This window comes from Halomonas halmophila, assembly GCF_006540005.1.
GTDB classification, from domain to species: domain Bacteria; phylum Pseudomonadota; class Gammaproteobacteria; order Pseudomonadales; family Halomonadaceae; genus Halomonas; species Halomonas halmophila.
On record NZ_BJOC01000013.1, the window covers coordinates 69,633 to 85,203 of the forward strand.

The 15,571-nt window shown below is 63.2% G+C and carries 15 protein-coding genes and 2 tRNA genes; 8 read left to right on the forward strand and 9 right to left on the reverse strand.

Annotated features, from left to right (window positions below; genetic code table 11):
* Positions 1–116 precede the first annotated feature (116 nt).
* Both HHA01_RS04520 and hda read left to right on the forward strand, forming a co-directional pair.
* Positions 117–1,193 (forward strand): AI-2E family transporter, encoded by a 1,077-nt coding sequence (locus HHA01_RS04520; RefSeq protein ID WP_141318184.1) that lies wholly within the window; start codon positions 117–119, stop codon positions 1,191–1,193.
* Complete coding sequence (hda, locus tag HHA01_RS04525; protein ID WP_141318186.1) at positions 1,190–1,891, forward strand: DnaA regulatory inactivator Hda; 702 nt, start codon at positions 1,190–1,192, stop codon at positions 1,889–1,891. Before HHA01_RS04520 ends, hda begins: the two co-directional genes overlap by 4 nt.
* 34 nt (positions 1,892–1,925) lie before the next feature.
* On the opposite strand, the gene HHA01_RS04530 is transcribed toward hda, so the two are convergent.
* Positions 1,926–2,498, reverse strand: coding sequence for a carboxypeptidase-like regulatory domain-containing protein (locus HHA01_RS04530; RefSeq protein ID WP_141318188.1), 573 nt, complete (start codon positions 2,496–2,498; stop codon positions 1,926–1,928).
* A 101-nt stretch (positions 2,499–2,599) separates the two neighbouring features.
* Positions 2,600–2,974, reverse strand: a complete 375-nt coding sequence (locus HHA01_RS04535) for a phasin family protein (RefSeq protein ID WP_141318190.1) — start codon at positions 2,972–2,974, stop codon at positions 2,600–2,602.
* 298 nt (positions 2,975–3,272) lie between these two features.
* Here HHA01_RS04535 and HHA01_RS04540 point away from each other — a divergent pair, with 298 nt between their 5' ends.
* Complete coding sequence (locus HHA01_RS04540; protein ID WP_141318192.1) at positions 3,273–4,652, forward strand: class II fumarate hydratase; 1,380 nt, start codon at positions 3,273–3,275, stop codon at positions 4,650–4,652.
* A 164-nt stretch (positions 4,653–4,816) separates the two neighbouring features.
* Here HHA01_RS04540 and HHA01_RS04550 read toward each other — a convergent pair whose 3' ends face one another.
* Positions 4,817–5,878 (reverse strand): endonuclease/exonuclease/phosphatase family protein, encoded by a 1,062-nt coding sequence (locus HHA01_RS04550; RefSeq protein WP_246053813.1) that lies wholly within the window; start codon positions 5,876–5,878, stop codon positions 4,817–4,819.
* 188 nt (positions 5,879–6,066) lie between these two features.
* On the opposite strand from HHA01_RS04550, the gene HHA01_RS04555 reads away from it, so the two are divergent.
* Complete coding sequence (locus HHA01_RS04555; protein ID WP_246053819.1) at positions 6,067–6,666, forward strand: histidine phosphatase family protein; 600 nt, start codon at positions 6,067–6,069, stop codon at positions 6,664–6,666.
* On the opposite strand, the gene glpD is transcribed toward HHA01_RS04555, so the two are convergent.
* Together glpD and HHA01_RS04565 are read right to left on the reverse strand one after the other, a co-directional pair.
* A complete protein-coding gene (glpD, locus tag HHA01_RS04560) occupies positions 6,650–8,155 on the reverse strand; it encodes a glycerol-3-phosphate dehydrogenase (protein ID WP_170214831.1) in 1,506 nt (501 codons plus the stop codon). The genes HHA01_RS04555 and glpD overlap by 17 nt on opposite strands.
* A 196-nt stretch (positions 8,156–8,351) precedes the next feature.
* Positions 8,352–9,110, reverse strand: a complete 759-nt coding sequence (locus HHA01_RS04565) for a DeoR/GlpR family transcriptional regulator (protein WP_141318198.1) — start codon at positions 9,108–9,110, stop codon at positions 8,352–8,354.
* Positions 9,111–9,374: 264 nt separating this feature from the next.
* Between HHA01_RS04565 and glpK the strand changes: the two genes are divergently transcribed.
* From glpK to HHA01_RS04580, 3 genes are all read left to right on the forward strand, one after another.
* Complete coding sequence (gene glpK / locus HHA01_RS04570; RefSeq protein ID WP_141318200.1) at positions 9,375–10,883, forward strand: glycerol kinase GlpK; 1,509 nt, start codon at positions 9,375–9,377, stop codon at positions 10,881–10,883.
* A gap of 96 nt (positions 10,884–10,979) precedes the next feature.
* A tRNA-Val gene (locus HHA01_RS04575) sits at positions 10,980–11,056 on the forward strand.
* A gap of 31 nt (positions 11,057–11,087) precedes the next feature.
* Positions 11,088–11,164: transfer RNA gene (locus HHA01_RS04580), tRNA-Val, on the forward strand.
* Between the two features lie 73 nt (positions 11,165–11,237).
* Here the strand turns inward: HHA01_RS04580 and HHA01_RS04585 are convergent.
* The 4 genes from HHA01_RS04585 to HHA01_RS04600 form a co-directional block, all read right to left on the reverse strand.
* The gene (locus HHA01_RS04585; protein WP_141318202.1) at positions 11,238–11,696 is read right to left on the reverse strand and encodes a free L-methionine (R)-S-oxide reductase MsrC; all 459 of its coding nucleotides are present in this window, start codon (positions 11,694–11,696) and stop codon (positions 11,238–11,240) included.
* Between the two features lie 104 nt (positions 11,697–11,800).
* Positions 11,801–12,589, reverse strand: a complete 789-nt coding sequence (locus HHA01_RS04590; RefSeq protein WP_141318204.1) for a MetQ/NlpA family ABC transporter substrate-binding protein — start codon at positions 12,587–12,589, stop codon at positions 11,801–11,803.
* Positions 12,590–12,688: 99 nt separating this feature from the next.
* Positions 12,689–13,342, reverse strand: coding sequence for a methionine ABC transporter permease (locus HHA01_RS04595; RefSeq protein WP_141318205.1), 654 nt, complete (start codon positions 13,340–13,342; stop codon positions 12,689–12,691).
* Positions 13,323–14,381: a methionine ABC transporter ATP-binding protein gene (locus HHA01_RS04600; RefSeq protein WP_141318207.1), complete on the reverse strand. Its 1,059-nt coding sequence runs from the start codon at positions 14,379–14,381 to the stop codon at positions 13,323–13,325. Before HHA01_RS04600 ends, HHA01_RS04595 begins: the two co-directional genes overlap by 20 nt.
* A gap of 457 nt (positions 14,382–14,838) precedes the next feature.
* Here HHA01_RS04600 and HHA01_RS04605 point away from each other — a divergent pair, with 457 nt between their 5' ends.
* A complete protein-coding gene (locus HHA01_RS04605) occupies positions 14,839–15,468 on the forward strand; it encodes a riboflavin synthase subunit alpha (RefSeq protein ID WP_141318209.1) in 630 nt (209 codons plus the stop codon).
* Positions 15,469–15,571: the final 103 nt, after the last annotated feature.

The window sequence follows — 15,571 nt, forward strand, 5'->3', positions numbered from 1 at the left end:
GCGATCCGCTCGTTGACTGGCGCCAGCGCGTCGCGGTGGGCAATATGGGTCGCAGATTGTAGCATCACCAGGCGTGGCACGCACCGCCACATCAGGCATCGCACAGGGAGAGCAGGATGCGTAGACAGGGTTGGATCGTCGCCATACTGGCGGCCATCGGGTTGTGGTTTTTCATCAGCATCGAGCCGGTGCTGATGCCGTTTTTTGTCAGCATGGTACTGGCCTACCTCGGCGACCCGCTCGCCGACCGGCTAGAGGAACGGGGGTTATCCAGGCGCCTGGCGGTCTCGGTGGTATTCCTGCTGCTGATCCTGGTCATCAGCCTCAGCCTGGTGCTGGTGATTCCGGTGCTGGGCCGTCAGCTGGGCCAGTTCATCGAATCGATACCGGCTATCCTGGGCTGGGTGCAGAGCACGGTGGTGCCGCATGTGCGTTCGGCGACCGGCCTGGACCTGAGTACCGATTTCGATCAGATGCGCCAGACCCTGGTCGACAACTGGAAGGAGACCGGGACCCTGGCAGCCACCCTGCTGGCCAAGGTGTCCAAATCCGGCATGGCTCTGGTCGCCATGATTGGCAACCTGGCGCTGATTCCGGTGGTGACCTTCTACCTGCTGCTCGACTGGGACGACCTGGTGGCCAAGGTGCGCAGCGTGCTGCCACGCCGCTGGGAGCCGACCGTGGCGCGCCTGGCTGCGGAATGCGACGAGGTACTGTCGTCCTTCTTGCGTGGCCAGCTGATCGTCATGCTGTGCCTGGGCGTGATCTATGCCATTGGCTTGACGCTGCTGGGTGTCAGGTTCGGTCTGCTGATCGGCCTGTTATCCGGCCTGGCCAGCATCGTGCCGTATCTCGGCGTGATCGTGGGGATCTCGGTGGCCGGCCTGGTGGCGTTCTTTCAGTCCGGCGAGTTGTGGATGCTGGTCGGTGTGGCCGCGGTATTCGGCTTCGGTCAGTTCGTCGAGAGTATCGTCCTGCAACCCAAGTTGCTCGGCGACAAGATCGGCCTCCATCCGGTCGCCGTGATCTTTGCCGTCCTGGCCGGTGGTCAGCTGTTCGGCTTCACCGGCGTGTTGCTGGCGCTGCCCGTGGCGGCCATGGTCATGGTGGTGTTGCGTTATCTGCATGATCGCTATAAAAACAGCTCGCTGTATGATGCAGAGCGGTCCGTATCCGACGAGGAGTCTCCATGAGCCGAGCACCCGCGCAGCTGCCACTGGGAGTGGGGCTGCGTGACGACGCCACTTTCGCCAACTTCCATCCGGGGCCCAATGCCACCCTGGTGGCTTGCCTGAAGCGGCAGCTCGAGGCCGCCGGGGAACCCTTCGTCTATATCTGGGGAGGCGATGGCGTCGGGCGCAGTCATCTGCTCCAGGCGGCCTGTCACGCGGCATCCGACCAGGACCGGCGATCCCTGTATCTGCCCCTCGAAGAGCTCGGCCACTTCCCGCCCCTGATGCTCGAGGAGGTCGAACGGCTCGACCTGGTGGCCATCGATGACCTGGACAGGGTCGTGGGGCGCAAGCGTTGGGAAGAGGCGCTCTTCCATGCCTTCAATCGTCTGCGTGATGGCGGGCGACGCCTTGTCGTGGCCGCTTCCGCACCACCACGCCAGCTGTCGGTCCAGTTGCCGGATCTGGCCTCGCGGCTGACCTGGGGCATGACGTTCCAGGTTCCCGGCCTGGATGACCAGGGGCGCCTCGAGGCCTTGCAACTGCGTGCCAGGGGGCGCGGCATGCAACTTTCCGATGAGGTCGCGCGTTATATTCTGCACCGTGGCCCACGGCATCTGGAATCGATGTTCGAAGTGCTGGAGACCCTCGACCGAGCCTCACTATCTGCCCAGCGCAAGCTCACGATTCCGTTCGTCAAGCAGGCGCTGGGCTGGTAACTGGCCAACGGTGAGGGTCGGGGGCCAGCGGACCTTAGCGGTTCAAGTCGATCTCGTGGTGCTGTCCCTTGCCCAGGCTGATTTCGTGAATAACGACCTGGCGCTGACCGCTGGATGGGTTGACCAGGCTGCCGGATACATAGAAATCGCCACTGGGCAGGCCGCGCAGCGTGAAATAGCCGTTGCTGTCGGTGCGGGTAGTGTGGGTATAGGCGCGCGCCCGAGGGTCGGCCCGTTCGACCGCGCGGCCGGCGAGGGCCTGCTCGGCGGCTTCCGCCGAATAGGTCGTGATCGGCGCGACCGAGATGGTTTCGCCGGCGCCGACGACCGTGCCTGATGCCGTATCGAGTGTCAGTCGCCCGCTGAGAGCGGCAGAGCCGGACTTTTCCAGGGAAGCATACTGATCCTCGGGAAAGTCGACCTGGCGCGCTACCCGCCCGCGGTCGGACGGCGGGGTATCGGCTTCGGCGCTTTCTGCTCTGTCAGTACCCCGGTTGACGTCCGAGATCTCGATGGACTCGTCGCGTTGCGTCTCGCCGGAGTAGGGGGCCATCTGGCAACCGGCGAGTAGCATGGCGAGGGAAAGTCCCAAGAAGAGGTGTCGCATGAAGTCTCCTGGTGGCTGGGGCCCTGTGTGCCAGGAGAGCTTAACGCAAAAAGGCTACCGCCAGTAGCGGTAGCCTTTCATCGTCACGCACGAGGCCGGATTCAGGCCTTGCGAGTGGCCTTTTCGACGGACTCGGAAGCCTGCTTGACGTTGGCATCGGTCAGCTTCTGGCTTTCCTGAACGAAGTCCTGCTGCATGGAGACGACCTTTTCGGCGTCGCCCTTGAAGCGCTCGGTAAGCTCCTTGGCGACCTTCTGCTGGCCTTCCATGTAGCTACGCAGGCCTTCGGCATCCTTGACGTCGATCAGCGAGCGAAGCTGAGCAATACCGGTCTCGGTATAGGCCTGGCCGGCGTCCATCTGGGCGCGCAGCATCTTCTCGGTGAAGTCCACGGACAGCGACGCATAGGCGCGGGCCGGGCCAAAGAACAGAGACTCGAATTGCTCGCTAAACTGTTGGGTGTTGAAATCGCGCATCGTGTGAACCCTCCTGGGGTCGGTCTTCGTTGAAGGCCTGGGCGATTCGCCGATGCCTTCGCGTTGATGTTGCAATGCACAATAGCAGTGCTTTTTGTGCATTGCAACATAGGCCGAAGAATTTCTTTCGTCGCTTCACACGGCGTTCCCGCTGAAGGGGCGGGTGGGCTCGCTCTCGATATGCCTGTGCCCGGGGCCGGGCACCGGGGCATGCCGTCGGGACGCGTTATCAAAGACCTTGCATGCTCGCCCGGCCAGCGCCATGGTGAGCGGAGACTCTGTCGACAAGGAGGCGAAGATGACCGATACACGCATCGAGCGGGACAGCATGGGCGAACTGGAGGTGCCGGCGACGGCGCTTTACGGCGCCCAGACCCAGCGAGCCGTCAATAACTTTCCGGTATCCGGGCAGGCCATGCCGGCGGCCTTCATCCATGCCATCGCGCACATCAAGCGCGCTGCGGCCCGCGTCAATCAGGACCTGGGGCTGCTCGATGAGCAACGCGCCGACGCCATCGTCGAGGCGGCGGAAGCCGTCATCGACGGACAGCATGACGATCAGTTCCCGGTGGATGTCTTCCAGACCGGCTCAGGCACCTCGAGCAACATGAACGTCAACGAGGTGCTGGCCCATCTGGCGAGTAGCGAAGGCCTGGAAGTCGGCCCCAATGATCACGTCAACATGGGGCAGTCGAGCAATGATGTCATTCCCACTGCGCTCCACCTTTCTGCGGCGCTGGAAGTGACCCGGGAACTGCGTCCCACACTCGAGTATCTGCGCAAGGCGATCGACAAGCGGGCCGTCGAACTCGACGGGGTGGTCAAGACCGGGCGCACGCATCTCATGGATGCCATGCCATTGCGCATGAGTCAGGAACTGGGTGCCTGGTCGAGTCAGGTGGGCCAGGCCATCGAACGCCTCGACAGTGCCATGACGCGACTCTGCCGTCTGGCGCAGGGGGGCACGGCCGTGGGCACTGGCATTAATGCGCATCCGGAGTTTGCCGAGCGCATGGCGGCACAGCTCAGCGAGCGCACCGGTCTGTCGCTGACGCCCAATGACAGCTTTTTCGCCAGCCTGGGCTCCCAGGATGCTGCCGTGGAGCTTTCCGGTCAGCTGCGCGGCCTGGCCTGCGTGATCATGAAGATCGCCAACGATCTGCGCTGGATGAACTCCGGCCCACTGGCCGGGCTGGGCGAGATCGAACTCGAGGCCCTGCAGCCCGGCAGCTCGATCATGCCCGGAAAGGTCAACCCGGTGATCCCTGAATCTGCCGCTCAGGCCGCCGCTCAGGTCATCGGCCTGGACACTGCGGTGAGCGTGGCCGGGCAGAGCGGCAACTTCCAGCTCAATGTCATGCTGCCGATGGTGGCCAACAACCTGCTGTCCTCGATTCAACTGATGAGCAATACCTCCGCCCTGCTGGCGGATCGCGCCATCGCGACCTTCAAGGTACGCGAGGATCAACTGAGCGACCCCCTTTCACGCAATCCCATCCTGGTCACGGCGTTGAACTCGGTGATCGGCTACAACGCCGCGGCGGCCATCGCCAAGCAGGCCTACCAGGCCGGCCGCCCGATCATCGATGTCGCGGAGGAAGAGACCGAGCTATCCCGCGAAGAACTGCAACGCCTGCTCGACCCCGCGGCCCTGACCCGAGGCGGGATACCCGAGTAAGCGAGCGTCGCCCGGCTCCGCCGGGAGCTTGAAGCCATAAGCTTGAAGCTGGAAGAAAAACCTTGGCCCCATGTCGTCGGGGTTCATGCTGTCTTCGAGCTTCGAGCTTCGAGCTTCGAGCTTCGAGCTTCGAGCTTCGAGCTTCGAGCTTCGAGCTTCGAGCTTCAGTCTTCCTGCTCCCTGAGCTGTCCTTCGCGAATGGTGTCGCGGGCGTCCTGATGCTCCTGGCTGTCGGCTTGCGGGTTGTCGTGCTCGTCGGCACGTGAGGGGCGGTAGCAGAGAGTCGTGAGGATCGGGAAGTGGTCGGAACCGAAGCCGGGCAGACGTTGCATGACGCTCAGCGTGAAGTGTTCGCTGGAAAAGACGTGGTCGAGCGGCCAGCGCATCACTGGGTAGCTGGCGTGAAAGGTGCTGAACATACCGCGGCCGCGTCTCGGGTCGAGCATGCCGCTGACGCGACAGAAGCTGCGTGTGGTGCGCGACCAGGCCACGTCATTGAGGTCGCCGGCGACCAGCGTCGGTCCGGGGTCGGCATGAATCCGTTTGCCCACCAGCAACAGCTCGGCGTCGCGCCATAGGGATTCCTTGCTCTCGCTGGGAGCGGGTGGGCGCGGATGTACCGCATAGAGGTGGATGCTGTCGCCGCAGCGCAGCTGGATCCCGGTCGAGATGGAGGGAATATCCTCCTGAATCAGTCGTTCGACACGGGGCGATAGCAGCGGCAGGCGCGAGTAGAGGTGCATGCCGTAGAGGTTGTCCTGTGGGATGCGCACGGCATGTGGCCAGTCATCGGCGAGGGCCTCGTCGAGCTGCTGCTCCCACCAGGCGTCGGACTCCAGGGTCAGGACGATATCCGGCGAATGTTGATGAATGAGCGCGACCAGCCCTTCGGCATTGCGGTTGGGCGTCAGCACATTGGCGACCAGCAGGCGCAGGCAGCGATCCTCATGGCCGGGCTGGGCCGGCTGTACCTGTATCGGCCACAGGCGGGTCCAGGGCAGGATATGCACGACCTGTAACATCAGGGTGACAAGGCCGCAGACCATGGCCAGCCAATACCAGGGCGGCTCCACCAGTGGAGTGGCAACCAGGCAGAGCAGGGCGAGGGCGGCGATCTGCAGGCGGGGAAACTCGCAGCTGCGAATGCCCCACCAGTGCATCGGCAGGTGAGCCACCAGAGTGGCCGCCAGCAGCAAGGCCGCCAGTAGTGTGATCGTGGATGTCACCGGACACTCCCCGTTGCGATCCGCCCTCTGGCCTCCCTACGGCCTTTCAGGACATGAATGCTAGGAGCATACATGGGTTGCCGGGGGTTGGCATGGTCGCCAGTATGGATTGGCGGTATGGTGCCAAGCCGCTGTGGTAAATGAAATCTATGTGCGGACGAGCCAAGAGCTGTCAGGAGAATCGCGTGATGTCATCAGGCCCGACCGCATGCCGGAACACCTACCTGCTGATGCGGCATGGTCATAGCGAAGCGAATCAACAAGGGCGCATCGTGAGTTCGCCGTGTCGGGGCGTTGCTTCATTCGGCCTGTCCGACCGGGGGCGGAAAGAAGTGGGCGAGACCCTGATGGCCTGGCACTGGGCCTTGCCAACACGGGTCGTGCATTCCGATTTTCTGCGCACGACCCAGACGGCCCAGCGTGTGGCGAAGTGGTTCGATGTCGAGGGCGTTGTCGACCGGCGTCTGCGTGAGCGGGATTTCGGTGAGCTTGAGGGGCAGCCGGACGCGCGTTATGCCGAGGCCTGGGCCCAGGACGCCCTGGATGCCGAGCATCAGTGCCAGGGGATCGAAGCCGTAAATCGCGTGGCCGCGCGCCTGCTGGCGGTCATCCGGGATCTGGAGCAGGCGTCGCGCGACGAGTGTGTACTGCTGGTCAGTCACGGCGACCCCTTGCAGATTCTCTTGACCGCCCTCGAGGGGCGTGATCTACGACAGCATCGCGACCGGGCACTCATGCAGCCGGCTGATGTAGTGGCCTGGCCGCCGCCTGTCAGGCAATGGCCGTGAGCCTGGCCCGTTGCAGATAGCGGGCGAGCCGCTGCTGCTGCTCGGTGGTCAGCCGCAGGGCCAGTTTGGTGCGCCGCCACAGGATGTCTTCCGGCAGGCGTGCCCATTCGTGTTCCACCAGGTAGTCGACTTCGGCGGCCGTCAGGCCGGCACCGAAGGCCTCGCCCAGGTCTTCCTCGCGGCGTGCGCCCTGTAGAAATGCCAGACAGAGGCTGCCGTAGCTGCGGGCCAGACGTGCTGCACGTGCGTGACCCAGAAAAGGATAGTCGGCTTCCAGGCGGGCCGCAAAACTCGCCTGATCCTGGATATCGCCGCCGGGCAGCACAGTGTCCTTCGTCCAGGGCTCGCCCATGTACGGGAAGTGCGCCGCCAGCGCGCCTAGCGCCGCCTCGGCGAGCTTGCGATAAGTGGTGATCTTGCCGCCGAAGATCGACAGCAGCGGTGCGCCCTGGTCGTCGTCCAGGTCCAGGGTGTAATCACGGGTCATGGCGGCAGGGTCGGCGGATTCGTCGTCACACAGGGGGCGTACGCCGGAGAAGGTGCGCAGCACGTCCTCGCGTTCGAGGTGCGTGGTGAAGTGTTCATTGACCACCTTGAGCAGATACTCGATTTCCGCCTCGCTGGCCTCGACCCGGGAGGGGTCCCCCTGATATTGACGGTCCGTGGTGCCGATAAGGCTGAAATCGTCCTCATAGGGCAACACGAAAACGATGCGCTGGTCGCTGTTCTGCAGGATGTAGGCCCGCTCGTCGACGTTGAGACGCGGCACGATCAGGTGACTGCCTTGAATCATGCGTACCCCGTAGCGGGATGTACGCTGAGCCTGGTTGCGCACCACGTTGTCCACCCAGGGGCCGGCGGCGTTGACCAGGGCTCTGGCATATCGACGCTGTCGGTGGCCCGTATCGCGGTCCTCGAGCTCGATTTCCCAGTACTGCTGCCGGTCTCGGGCCGCGACACAGCGGCTGCGGGTCATGACCTCGGCTCCGTACTGTCGGGCCTGCATGGCATTGAGCACCACCAGCCGTGCATCATCGACCCAGCAATCCGAGTACTCGAAACCGCGACGGATGTCCGCTTTCAAGCCCTGGCGCGAGTCCAGGCGAATGCCGCGCGAACTGGCGAGTGTCTGACGCTTGCCCAGGTGGTCGTAGAGGAAAAGGCCGGCACGCAACATCCAGGCCGGGCGTAGGTGAGCTCGATGAGGCAGCACGAAGCGCAGTGGGCTGATGATGTGCGGTGCCTTGGCCATGAGGACTTCGCGTTCGCGCAGGGCTTCGCGGACCAGTCGGAATTCGTGATGCTCCAGATAGCGCAGACCACCGTGAATCAGCTTGCTGCTGGCCGAGGACGTGGCGCTGGCCAGGTCGGCCTGTTCGCACAGGGCCACGCCGAGGCCTCTACCCCCAGCATCGGCGGCAATGCCGGTACCATTGATTCCGCCACCGATGACAAACAGATCCAGGATATCGTCCTTGGTAGGGTGCATCGTGCCAGCTCCGACCGGCGAGCCGCCGGGTTCAGGTGTGAACATTGAGTGTTTGAAAACGAAAATAAAACAATCGCGTTCGAACATCAAGAGTCGCCGTGCTCCCAACGCAGTGAGGAGGAGGCACGAGGCGCGGAGTGCAGAATGCGAGATACGGGCCGCGTTCGAACGGGCGGCCAGGAGTGGCGGGGGGCTGTCAGGCCAGGTGGAGGATCACGTCATGCTGGTTCAGCAGTCGCCGGATGCTTTCGGGAGGCTCTCGATCGGTGAAGAGGGCATCCAGCTGAGCCAGATTGCCCTGGCGCACCACGGGGTTGCGCTGGAACTTGGAGTGGTCCGCGGCCAGGAAGACCTGCCGGGAGTTGTGGATAATGGCCTGTGCGACCCTGACTTCCTGATAGTCGAATTCGAGCAGCGAGCCATCTTCATCGATACCGCTGATGCCGATAATGCCGAAGTCCACCTTGAACTGGTTGATGAAATCGATGGTGGCCTCACCGATGATGCCGCCATCCCGTGAGCGGATCTGGCCCCCGGCGATGATGACATTGAAGTCCTCCTTGTGCTGGAGGATAGCGGCGACATTGAGGTTGTTGGTGATGATCTCGAGCCCGCGGTGGTCCAGCAAGGCCTCGGCAATGACCTCGTTGCTGGTGCCGATATTGATGAACAGGGAGGCGTGGTCGGGAATCTGTTCCGCCAGCAGTGCCGCTATGCGCTGCTTGGCCTCGAGGTTGAGCGTCTTGCGAGTCGCGTAGGCGGTGTTGACGGTGCTCGACTCCATGCCGGCACCGCCGTGCACGCGGCGCAGATGTCCTTCGGCGGACAGCTGATTGAGATCACGTCGTATGGTCTGGGGCGTGACCGCAAAGTGCTCGGTGAGCTGCTCGATACTGGCGTATCCCTGGCGGGCCACGAGTTCGAGAATGCTGGCCTGGCGTTGTTGTTGATTCATGGCGACTCCTTGATGCCGATCATTCTACGATATCGTCATCTTCAATGCAGTGAAGGCTGATATACGCCGAAGGTCTTAGGTGTCCAGGCGTCATGTCAATTGAGCGCAGGCCGCCACTGGAGTAGGCTTTGTGATCAGAAACGAACATTTTCGTTGGAAAGCGAAATTGCCGAATCATCCAGTGCCGAGCGCAGACAGTTTTCGGACAATGCTTAGTGCGGCTCGTGGTTGTCGGCCAAACTCCACAACAATCAGGGTGCTTGCATGGCTTCTTATCTGCTCGCCATTGACCAGGGCACGACCAGTTCTCGCGCCATCGTCTTCAATCGGGAAGGCAATGTGGTATTGACCGCCCAGCGGGAATTCGAGCAATGGTTTCCCCAGGATGGGTGGGTCGAGCACGACCCCGAGGCAATCTGGGAGACGGTCGTCGCCACCTGTCGGGAGGCCATCGAACGGCTCGAGGGTGGTGTCGAGCTGATCGATGGTATCGGCATCACCAATCAGCGGGAAACCACCCTGGTCTGGGACCGGAAGACCGGCAAGCCGCTGTATAACGCCATTGTCTGGCAGGACCGGCGTACCGCCGATGCCTGCGAGCGGCTGCGCGAAGCCGGTCATGCCGAGGATCTGCAGGCACGCACCGGCCTGCTGATCGATCCCTATTTCTCGGCCAGCAAGCTGGCCTGGATACTGGATAATGTGCCGGGCGCGCGTGAGCGGGCTGAGCGCGGCGAACTGGCCTTCGGCACGGTGGACACCTTCCTGATATGGCGGCTCACCGGCGGCAAGGTACATGCCACCGATGCCACCAATGCCTCGCGTACCGCGCTGTTCAATATCCACGAGCAGTGCTGGGATGCCACTCTGCTGGAACGCTTCGACATTCCCGAGAGCCTGCTGCCGGAGGTCAAGGACTCCAGCGATGACTTCGGCCGGGCCGATGCCGAATGGCTGGGGACCGAGCTGCCGATTGCCGGTGTCGCCGGTGATCAGCAGGCCGCCCTGGTCGGCCAGGCCTGCTTTACCCCGGGGATGGGCAAGAGCACTTATGGCACCGGCTGTTTCATGATCGTCAACATGGGGCAGGAAGCCGGCATTTCGCGCAATCGTTTGCTGACCACCGTGGGCTATCGCCTGAATGGCGTCCCGACCTACGCCATGGAGGGCAGCATCTTCGTGGCGGGGGCAACCGTGCAATGGCTGCGCGACGGTCTGCAGCTGTTCGCCGATGCGGCCGAGACCGAAGCGCTGGCCAGCAAGACCCGGCGTGGTCACAGTGTCTACCTGGTGCCTGCCTTCACCGGCCTGGGCGCCCCGCACTGGGACCCAAAGGCGCGCGGGGCCATCCTGGGCCTGACTCGTGATACCGGGATCGCCGAGATCGTTGCCGCCGGCCTGCAGGCGGTCTGCTACCAGACGCGCGATCTGCAGGTCTGCATGAATGATGACATGAGCGCCGGCTCCAACACCCTCAGGGTGGATGGCGGCATGGTCGGCAACAATTGGGTCATGCAGTTCCTGGCCGACATGCTGGGCGTGCAGGTGGACCGGCCCACTGTGCTCGAGACAACGGCGCTGGGCGCCGCCTATCTGGCCGGACTGCACTTGGGCTGGTACCGCAACCTGGACGAGATTGCCGGGCTGTGGCGTTGCGAGCGCAGCTTCCATCCCGCCATGGAGGAAGAAGAGCGCAGTCGTCTTTACGCCGGCTGGCTGGAGGCGGTGGATCGGGTACGCACCTCGCCCGGTGAGCATGACTCAAGTCACTGATCTTCGGGATCTTGATCAAGGTATTGAGGGGTTGCATTTGCGTGCCGGATAGGTAGAATACGCATCCGTTGTCGAGGCGAACCCGGCTCCAAAGGCAGGACCATAGCTCAGTTGGTTAGAGCGCCACGTTGACATCGTGGAGGTCGGCGGTTCAAATCCGCCTGGTCCTACCAAGCCTCATCCGGTAGTTCGGCAGCGTGCATCAGGACCATAGCTCAGTTGGTTAGAGCGCCACGTTGACATCGTGGAGGTCGGCGGTTCAAATCCGCCTGGTCCTACCAGATATCGAAAAGCCCCGGGGCCTCGCGCCTCGGGGCTTTTTGCATGCCGGGCATCAGTCCTGCGGGGCAGGGGTCAGTCGTTGAACGTCGTGCTGGCCACGAAGATATCGACCAAGGCCTCGATGCCGGCCTGGTCTTCCGCGGCGAAGCGGCCCGGCACCGGGCTGTCCAGGTCGAGCACGCCCCACAGTCGGCCATCGACGACCACCGGAACTACCAGTTCGGCTTGAGAGGCGCTGTCGCAGGCAATGTGATCGGCGATGGCATGCACGTCGTCGACGCGTTGTGTCTGCCGTGTACGGGCCGCGGCGCCACAGACGCCCTTGTCGAAGGGAATCGGGTGGCATGCCGGTTTGCCCTGGAAGGGCCCCAGGTGCAGTACGCCGGGCTCGCGTTGCACATAGAAGCCCACCCAATTGAGGTCCGGCACTTCCTGCACCAGCATGGCGCAGGTCTGAGCACTGTTGGTCAGCCAGTCGGTGGTATCCAGCAGGGCGTCCAGTTGTCGGCCCAGCAGGGCGTAATTCGTCATGATGTTGCGCTTCCTTGAACGCTCGAGGCCGGCATCATGGCCGGCCTCGAAGGGTGGATCAAGCAAGGTTCCCGAGCGGCTTCAGGCCAGGCCCGGGGACCGATTCATTTCCAGCCGGGAACCGCCTGGGCACCGAACAGCTCTTCGGCCTTGGCTTCCACTGCTTCGCTCTGATAGGCATCGACCAGCTGCTGAATGCTCTCCTTGTCTTCATCGCCGGCGCGCACGGCAATGATGTTGACGTAGGGAGACTCCGGCCCTTCCCTGATCAGGGCATCATCCAGTGTCAGGCCGGCCGGTTGGGCGAAGGTGTTGTTGATGAAGGCCATGTCGACGTCGGGCAGCACGCGTGGCAGTTGTGCGGCCGCGATTTCGCGGAACTCGAAGTCGTGGGGGTTCTCGACGATGTTGAGCGGCGTGGCTTCGAGATTGCTCGGATCGTCCAGCGTGATCATGCCTTTGTTGTGCATCAGGATCAGCGAGCGGCCCTCGTTGGACGGGTCGTTGGGCAGGGCGATAGTAGCCCCGTCCGGCAGCGCCTCGATGCTGTCGTACTGCTCGGAGTAGGCACCGATCGGGTAGACGAAGGTGCGCCCGGCAATGGCGAAGTCGTAGCCGCGGTCCTCGACCATGGACTGCATGTAGGGCTCGTGCTGGTAGGCGTTGGCATCCAGACTGCCGTCGGCCAGGGCGGCATTGGGCGTGACATAGTCGGTGAACTCGATGATTTCGATGTTCAGGTCGTACTTTCTCTCGGCGAGGTCGGCGGCGACCTGCATTACCTCGGTTTCGGGGCCGGCGACGGTGCCGACCTTGAGACTCTGCTCGTCGGCCTGGGCCTGGCCGAAGGCCAGCACGGAAGCGGCGAGGCCGCCGATCAGGATATGGCGCATGTCGGTCTCTCCTTTGCGGAAATGGTGAGGTTGCTCACTACTATATTGGAATAACCGTAAAAAGTGTAATGCTTTTTGGTTATTAAACGATGGTCCGGCTCACTTGTGATCGCTCTTGCGTACCAGGTAGTCACCCAGGCTCTGGAAGCCTTGCACCATCACTACCAGAATCGCCACGGTGATCAGCATGATGGTCGGGTTGAAACGGTTGTAGCCATAGCGGATGCCCAGATCGCCCAGGCCGCCGCCGCCGACGGCACCGGCCATGGCCGAGTAGCTGACCAGGGTGACGATGGTCACCGTCAGCGCGGTGAAGATTCCGCCACGCGCTTCCGGCAGCAGCACCTTGGTGATGATCTGCCAGGGGGTGGCGCCCATCGACTGGGCAGCTTCGACCAGGCCGGGGGAGATCTCGTTCAAGGCGCCTTCCACCAGGCGTGCGATGAAGGGGATGGCTGCAATTGTCAGGGGCACGACGGCGGCATTGGTGCCGATGGATGAGCCGACCAGCACGCGGGTAAAGGGGATGATGGCCACCATCAAAATGATGAAGGGCACCGAGCGGCCGATATTGGTGATCACACCCAGCACGCCTTGGAGCATCGGCTGGGCGAGTATCTGGCGAGGTCGCGTGACATACAGCATGACACCCAACGGGATACCGAGTATCGCGGCGATCAGGCCGGAGACGGCGACCATGTAGAGCGTGGCCAGGGTTGCCTCGAGAATGAGGTTAAGCATTGCGCTGGACATGGCCGAGTACCTCCACTTGCAGGTCGTGGTCTTGCAGATAGGCGAGGGCACGCCGCGTATCTTCGGCGTCGCCCATGAGTTCGGCGATCATCAGCCCCAGGGTACGGTCCTGGATGGACTCCACCTTGGCCTGCAGGATGCTGACATCCACCCCGCATTCGCGGGCCAGTCGTGAGACCAGCGGGGTGGAAACGGCGTCCCCGGAAAAGGCCAGGCGCACGACCGGGTGGCTGTGAGCGCCGGGCTGATCTTCGAGACGCTCGACGAGCGCATCCGGCGGCTCGAGCTCCAGAAAATCGTTGAGGAAGTCGCGGCCGAGCTGTGTCGCCGGCGCCGTGAAGAAATCGCCGACATCGGCGGCCTCGACCAGCTCGCCGTCGGAGATCAGGCTGACCCGGTGGCAGATCGACTTGACGACTTCCATCTCGTGGGTGATCAGCAGGATGGTCAGGCCCAGCTTGCGGTTGATGTCGCGCAGCAGCTCCAGGATGGCGCCAGTGGTATGGGGGTCCAGCGCCGAGGTCGCCTCGTCGCACAGCAGCACGCGGGGGCGGCTGGCCAGGGCGCGGGCGATGGCGACGCGCTGCTTCTGCCCGCCGGAGAGCTGAGCGGGATACTGGTCGGCCTTGTCGTCCAGGCCGACCAGCTCGAGCAGGGGGGTGACGCGGTCGCGGATATCACGTCGTGACACGCCCATCAGTTCCAGGGGCAGGGCCACATTGTCGAAGACATGGCGGGACGTCAGCAGGTTGAAGTGCTGGAAGATCATGCCGATGCGATGGCGGGCCTGGTTGAGGGCTTCCCGGGACAGGTCGGTGAGCTCCTGGCCGTCGACGCTCACGCTGCCGGTCGTGGGCCGCTCGAGCAGATTGACGCAGCGGATGAGGGTCGATTTGCCGGCGCCGGAAAGCCCGATCACGCCGTGAATCTGGCCCTCCGGCACATGCAGGTCGACCGGCTTCAGGGCTTCGACGCCCGTGGCGTTGCGGCTTTTGCGCGTGGGGTAGTACGTCTTGGAAACGTTCTGCAGTCGAATCATCACAGCCACCGAAGGTGGCGCCGCAGGTGACGGAGCGGGCGGGCAGGGAAGGGGGCCGAAAAAAGGCCACCCTGACGGGTGGCCATCAACGCTGGACACACCCTTTTAGCTGCATTTCACGCGACGATAGCCAGGCCGTCGCCGCGTCGGCGCCCGCAATCCGGGTACAAATCGGCGCCTACGAAATGTAGCGCGCAATCCTAGGTGTCATACGAGCGTATGTCAAACGTGTGCCACTCAGATGCCTGAGCAAAAGACGGCTGACTAGTGAAATATGCTGCATGAATGCCTTTTTCAGCAATATTTATGGCACTGGTGCACGGCGGGTCGCGGCAACATGGACGCCACCGGGAGGCGTTGCCTAAACTGTTTGCCTTCATCGGGCGCGGCCTGTCGAGCCGCGTCCTTACTGTGTCATGCCAACCGACGGCAGCAGCTCAATCAACGGGGATTCATCATGTTCACGGGCATCGTTCAGGGAACCGCCGAGGTGGTGGCCATCGAGGCAGCACAGGATTTCCGCACGCATGTGTTATGGCTACCGGCGCCCTTGCGCGAGGGGCTCGAGCTCGGCGCGTCGGTATCGCATAACGGTGCTTGCCTGTCGGTAACCGCGATCAAGGGCGAGCGGGTCAGTTTCGATCTGATGCGCGAGACGCTGCAGCGGACCAATCTGGGAAGCCTGCGCGTCGGAGATAGGGTCAATATCGAGCGGGCTGCCCGCTTCGGTGACGAAATCGGCGGTCACGCCATGTCGGGGCATATCATGGGCATGGCGGAAGTCCAGTCGATCGAGGAGGCCCCCAACAATCGCCGCATCTGGTTCGTGCCGCCGCCGGGGCTGGTTCGCTTCCTGTTCGACAAGGGTTACATCGGTCTCGATGGCACCAGCCTGACCATCGGTGAGGTGCGCACGGCCCGCGACGGTCATCCGGCCAGCTTCTGTGTCGACCTGATTCCCGAAACCCTGGCGCGCACGGTGATCGGCGAGCGTCGGCCGGGGGATCGGGTCAATCTGGAGATCGACCCTCAGACCCAGGCCATTGTCGAGACCGTCGAGCGCGTGCTGCAAGGGCGGGAGCAGTGAGTGACGGCGCCGTGTCTCGCAAGACCCGGTGCCATCCGCTATCATGAGCGGTTTTCTTGCCCCGGACTCGAGGACGCGCTGGCCAGGCTGGCGTGAAGGACAC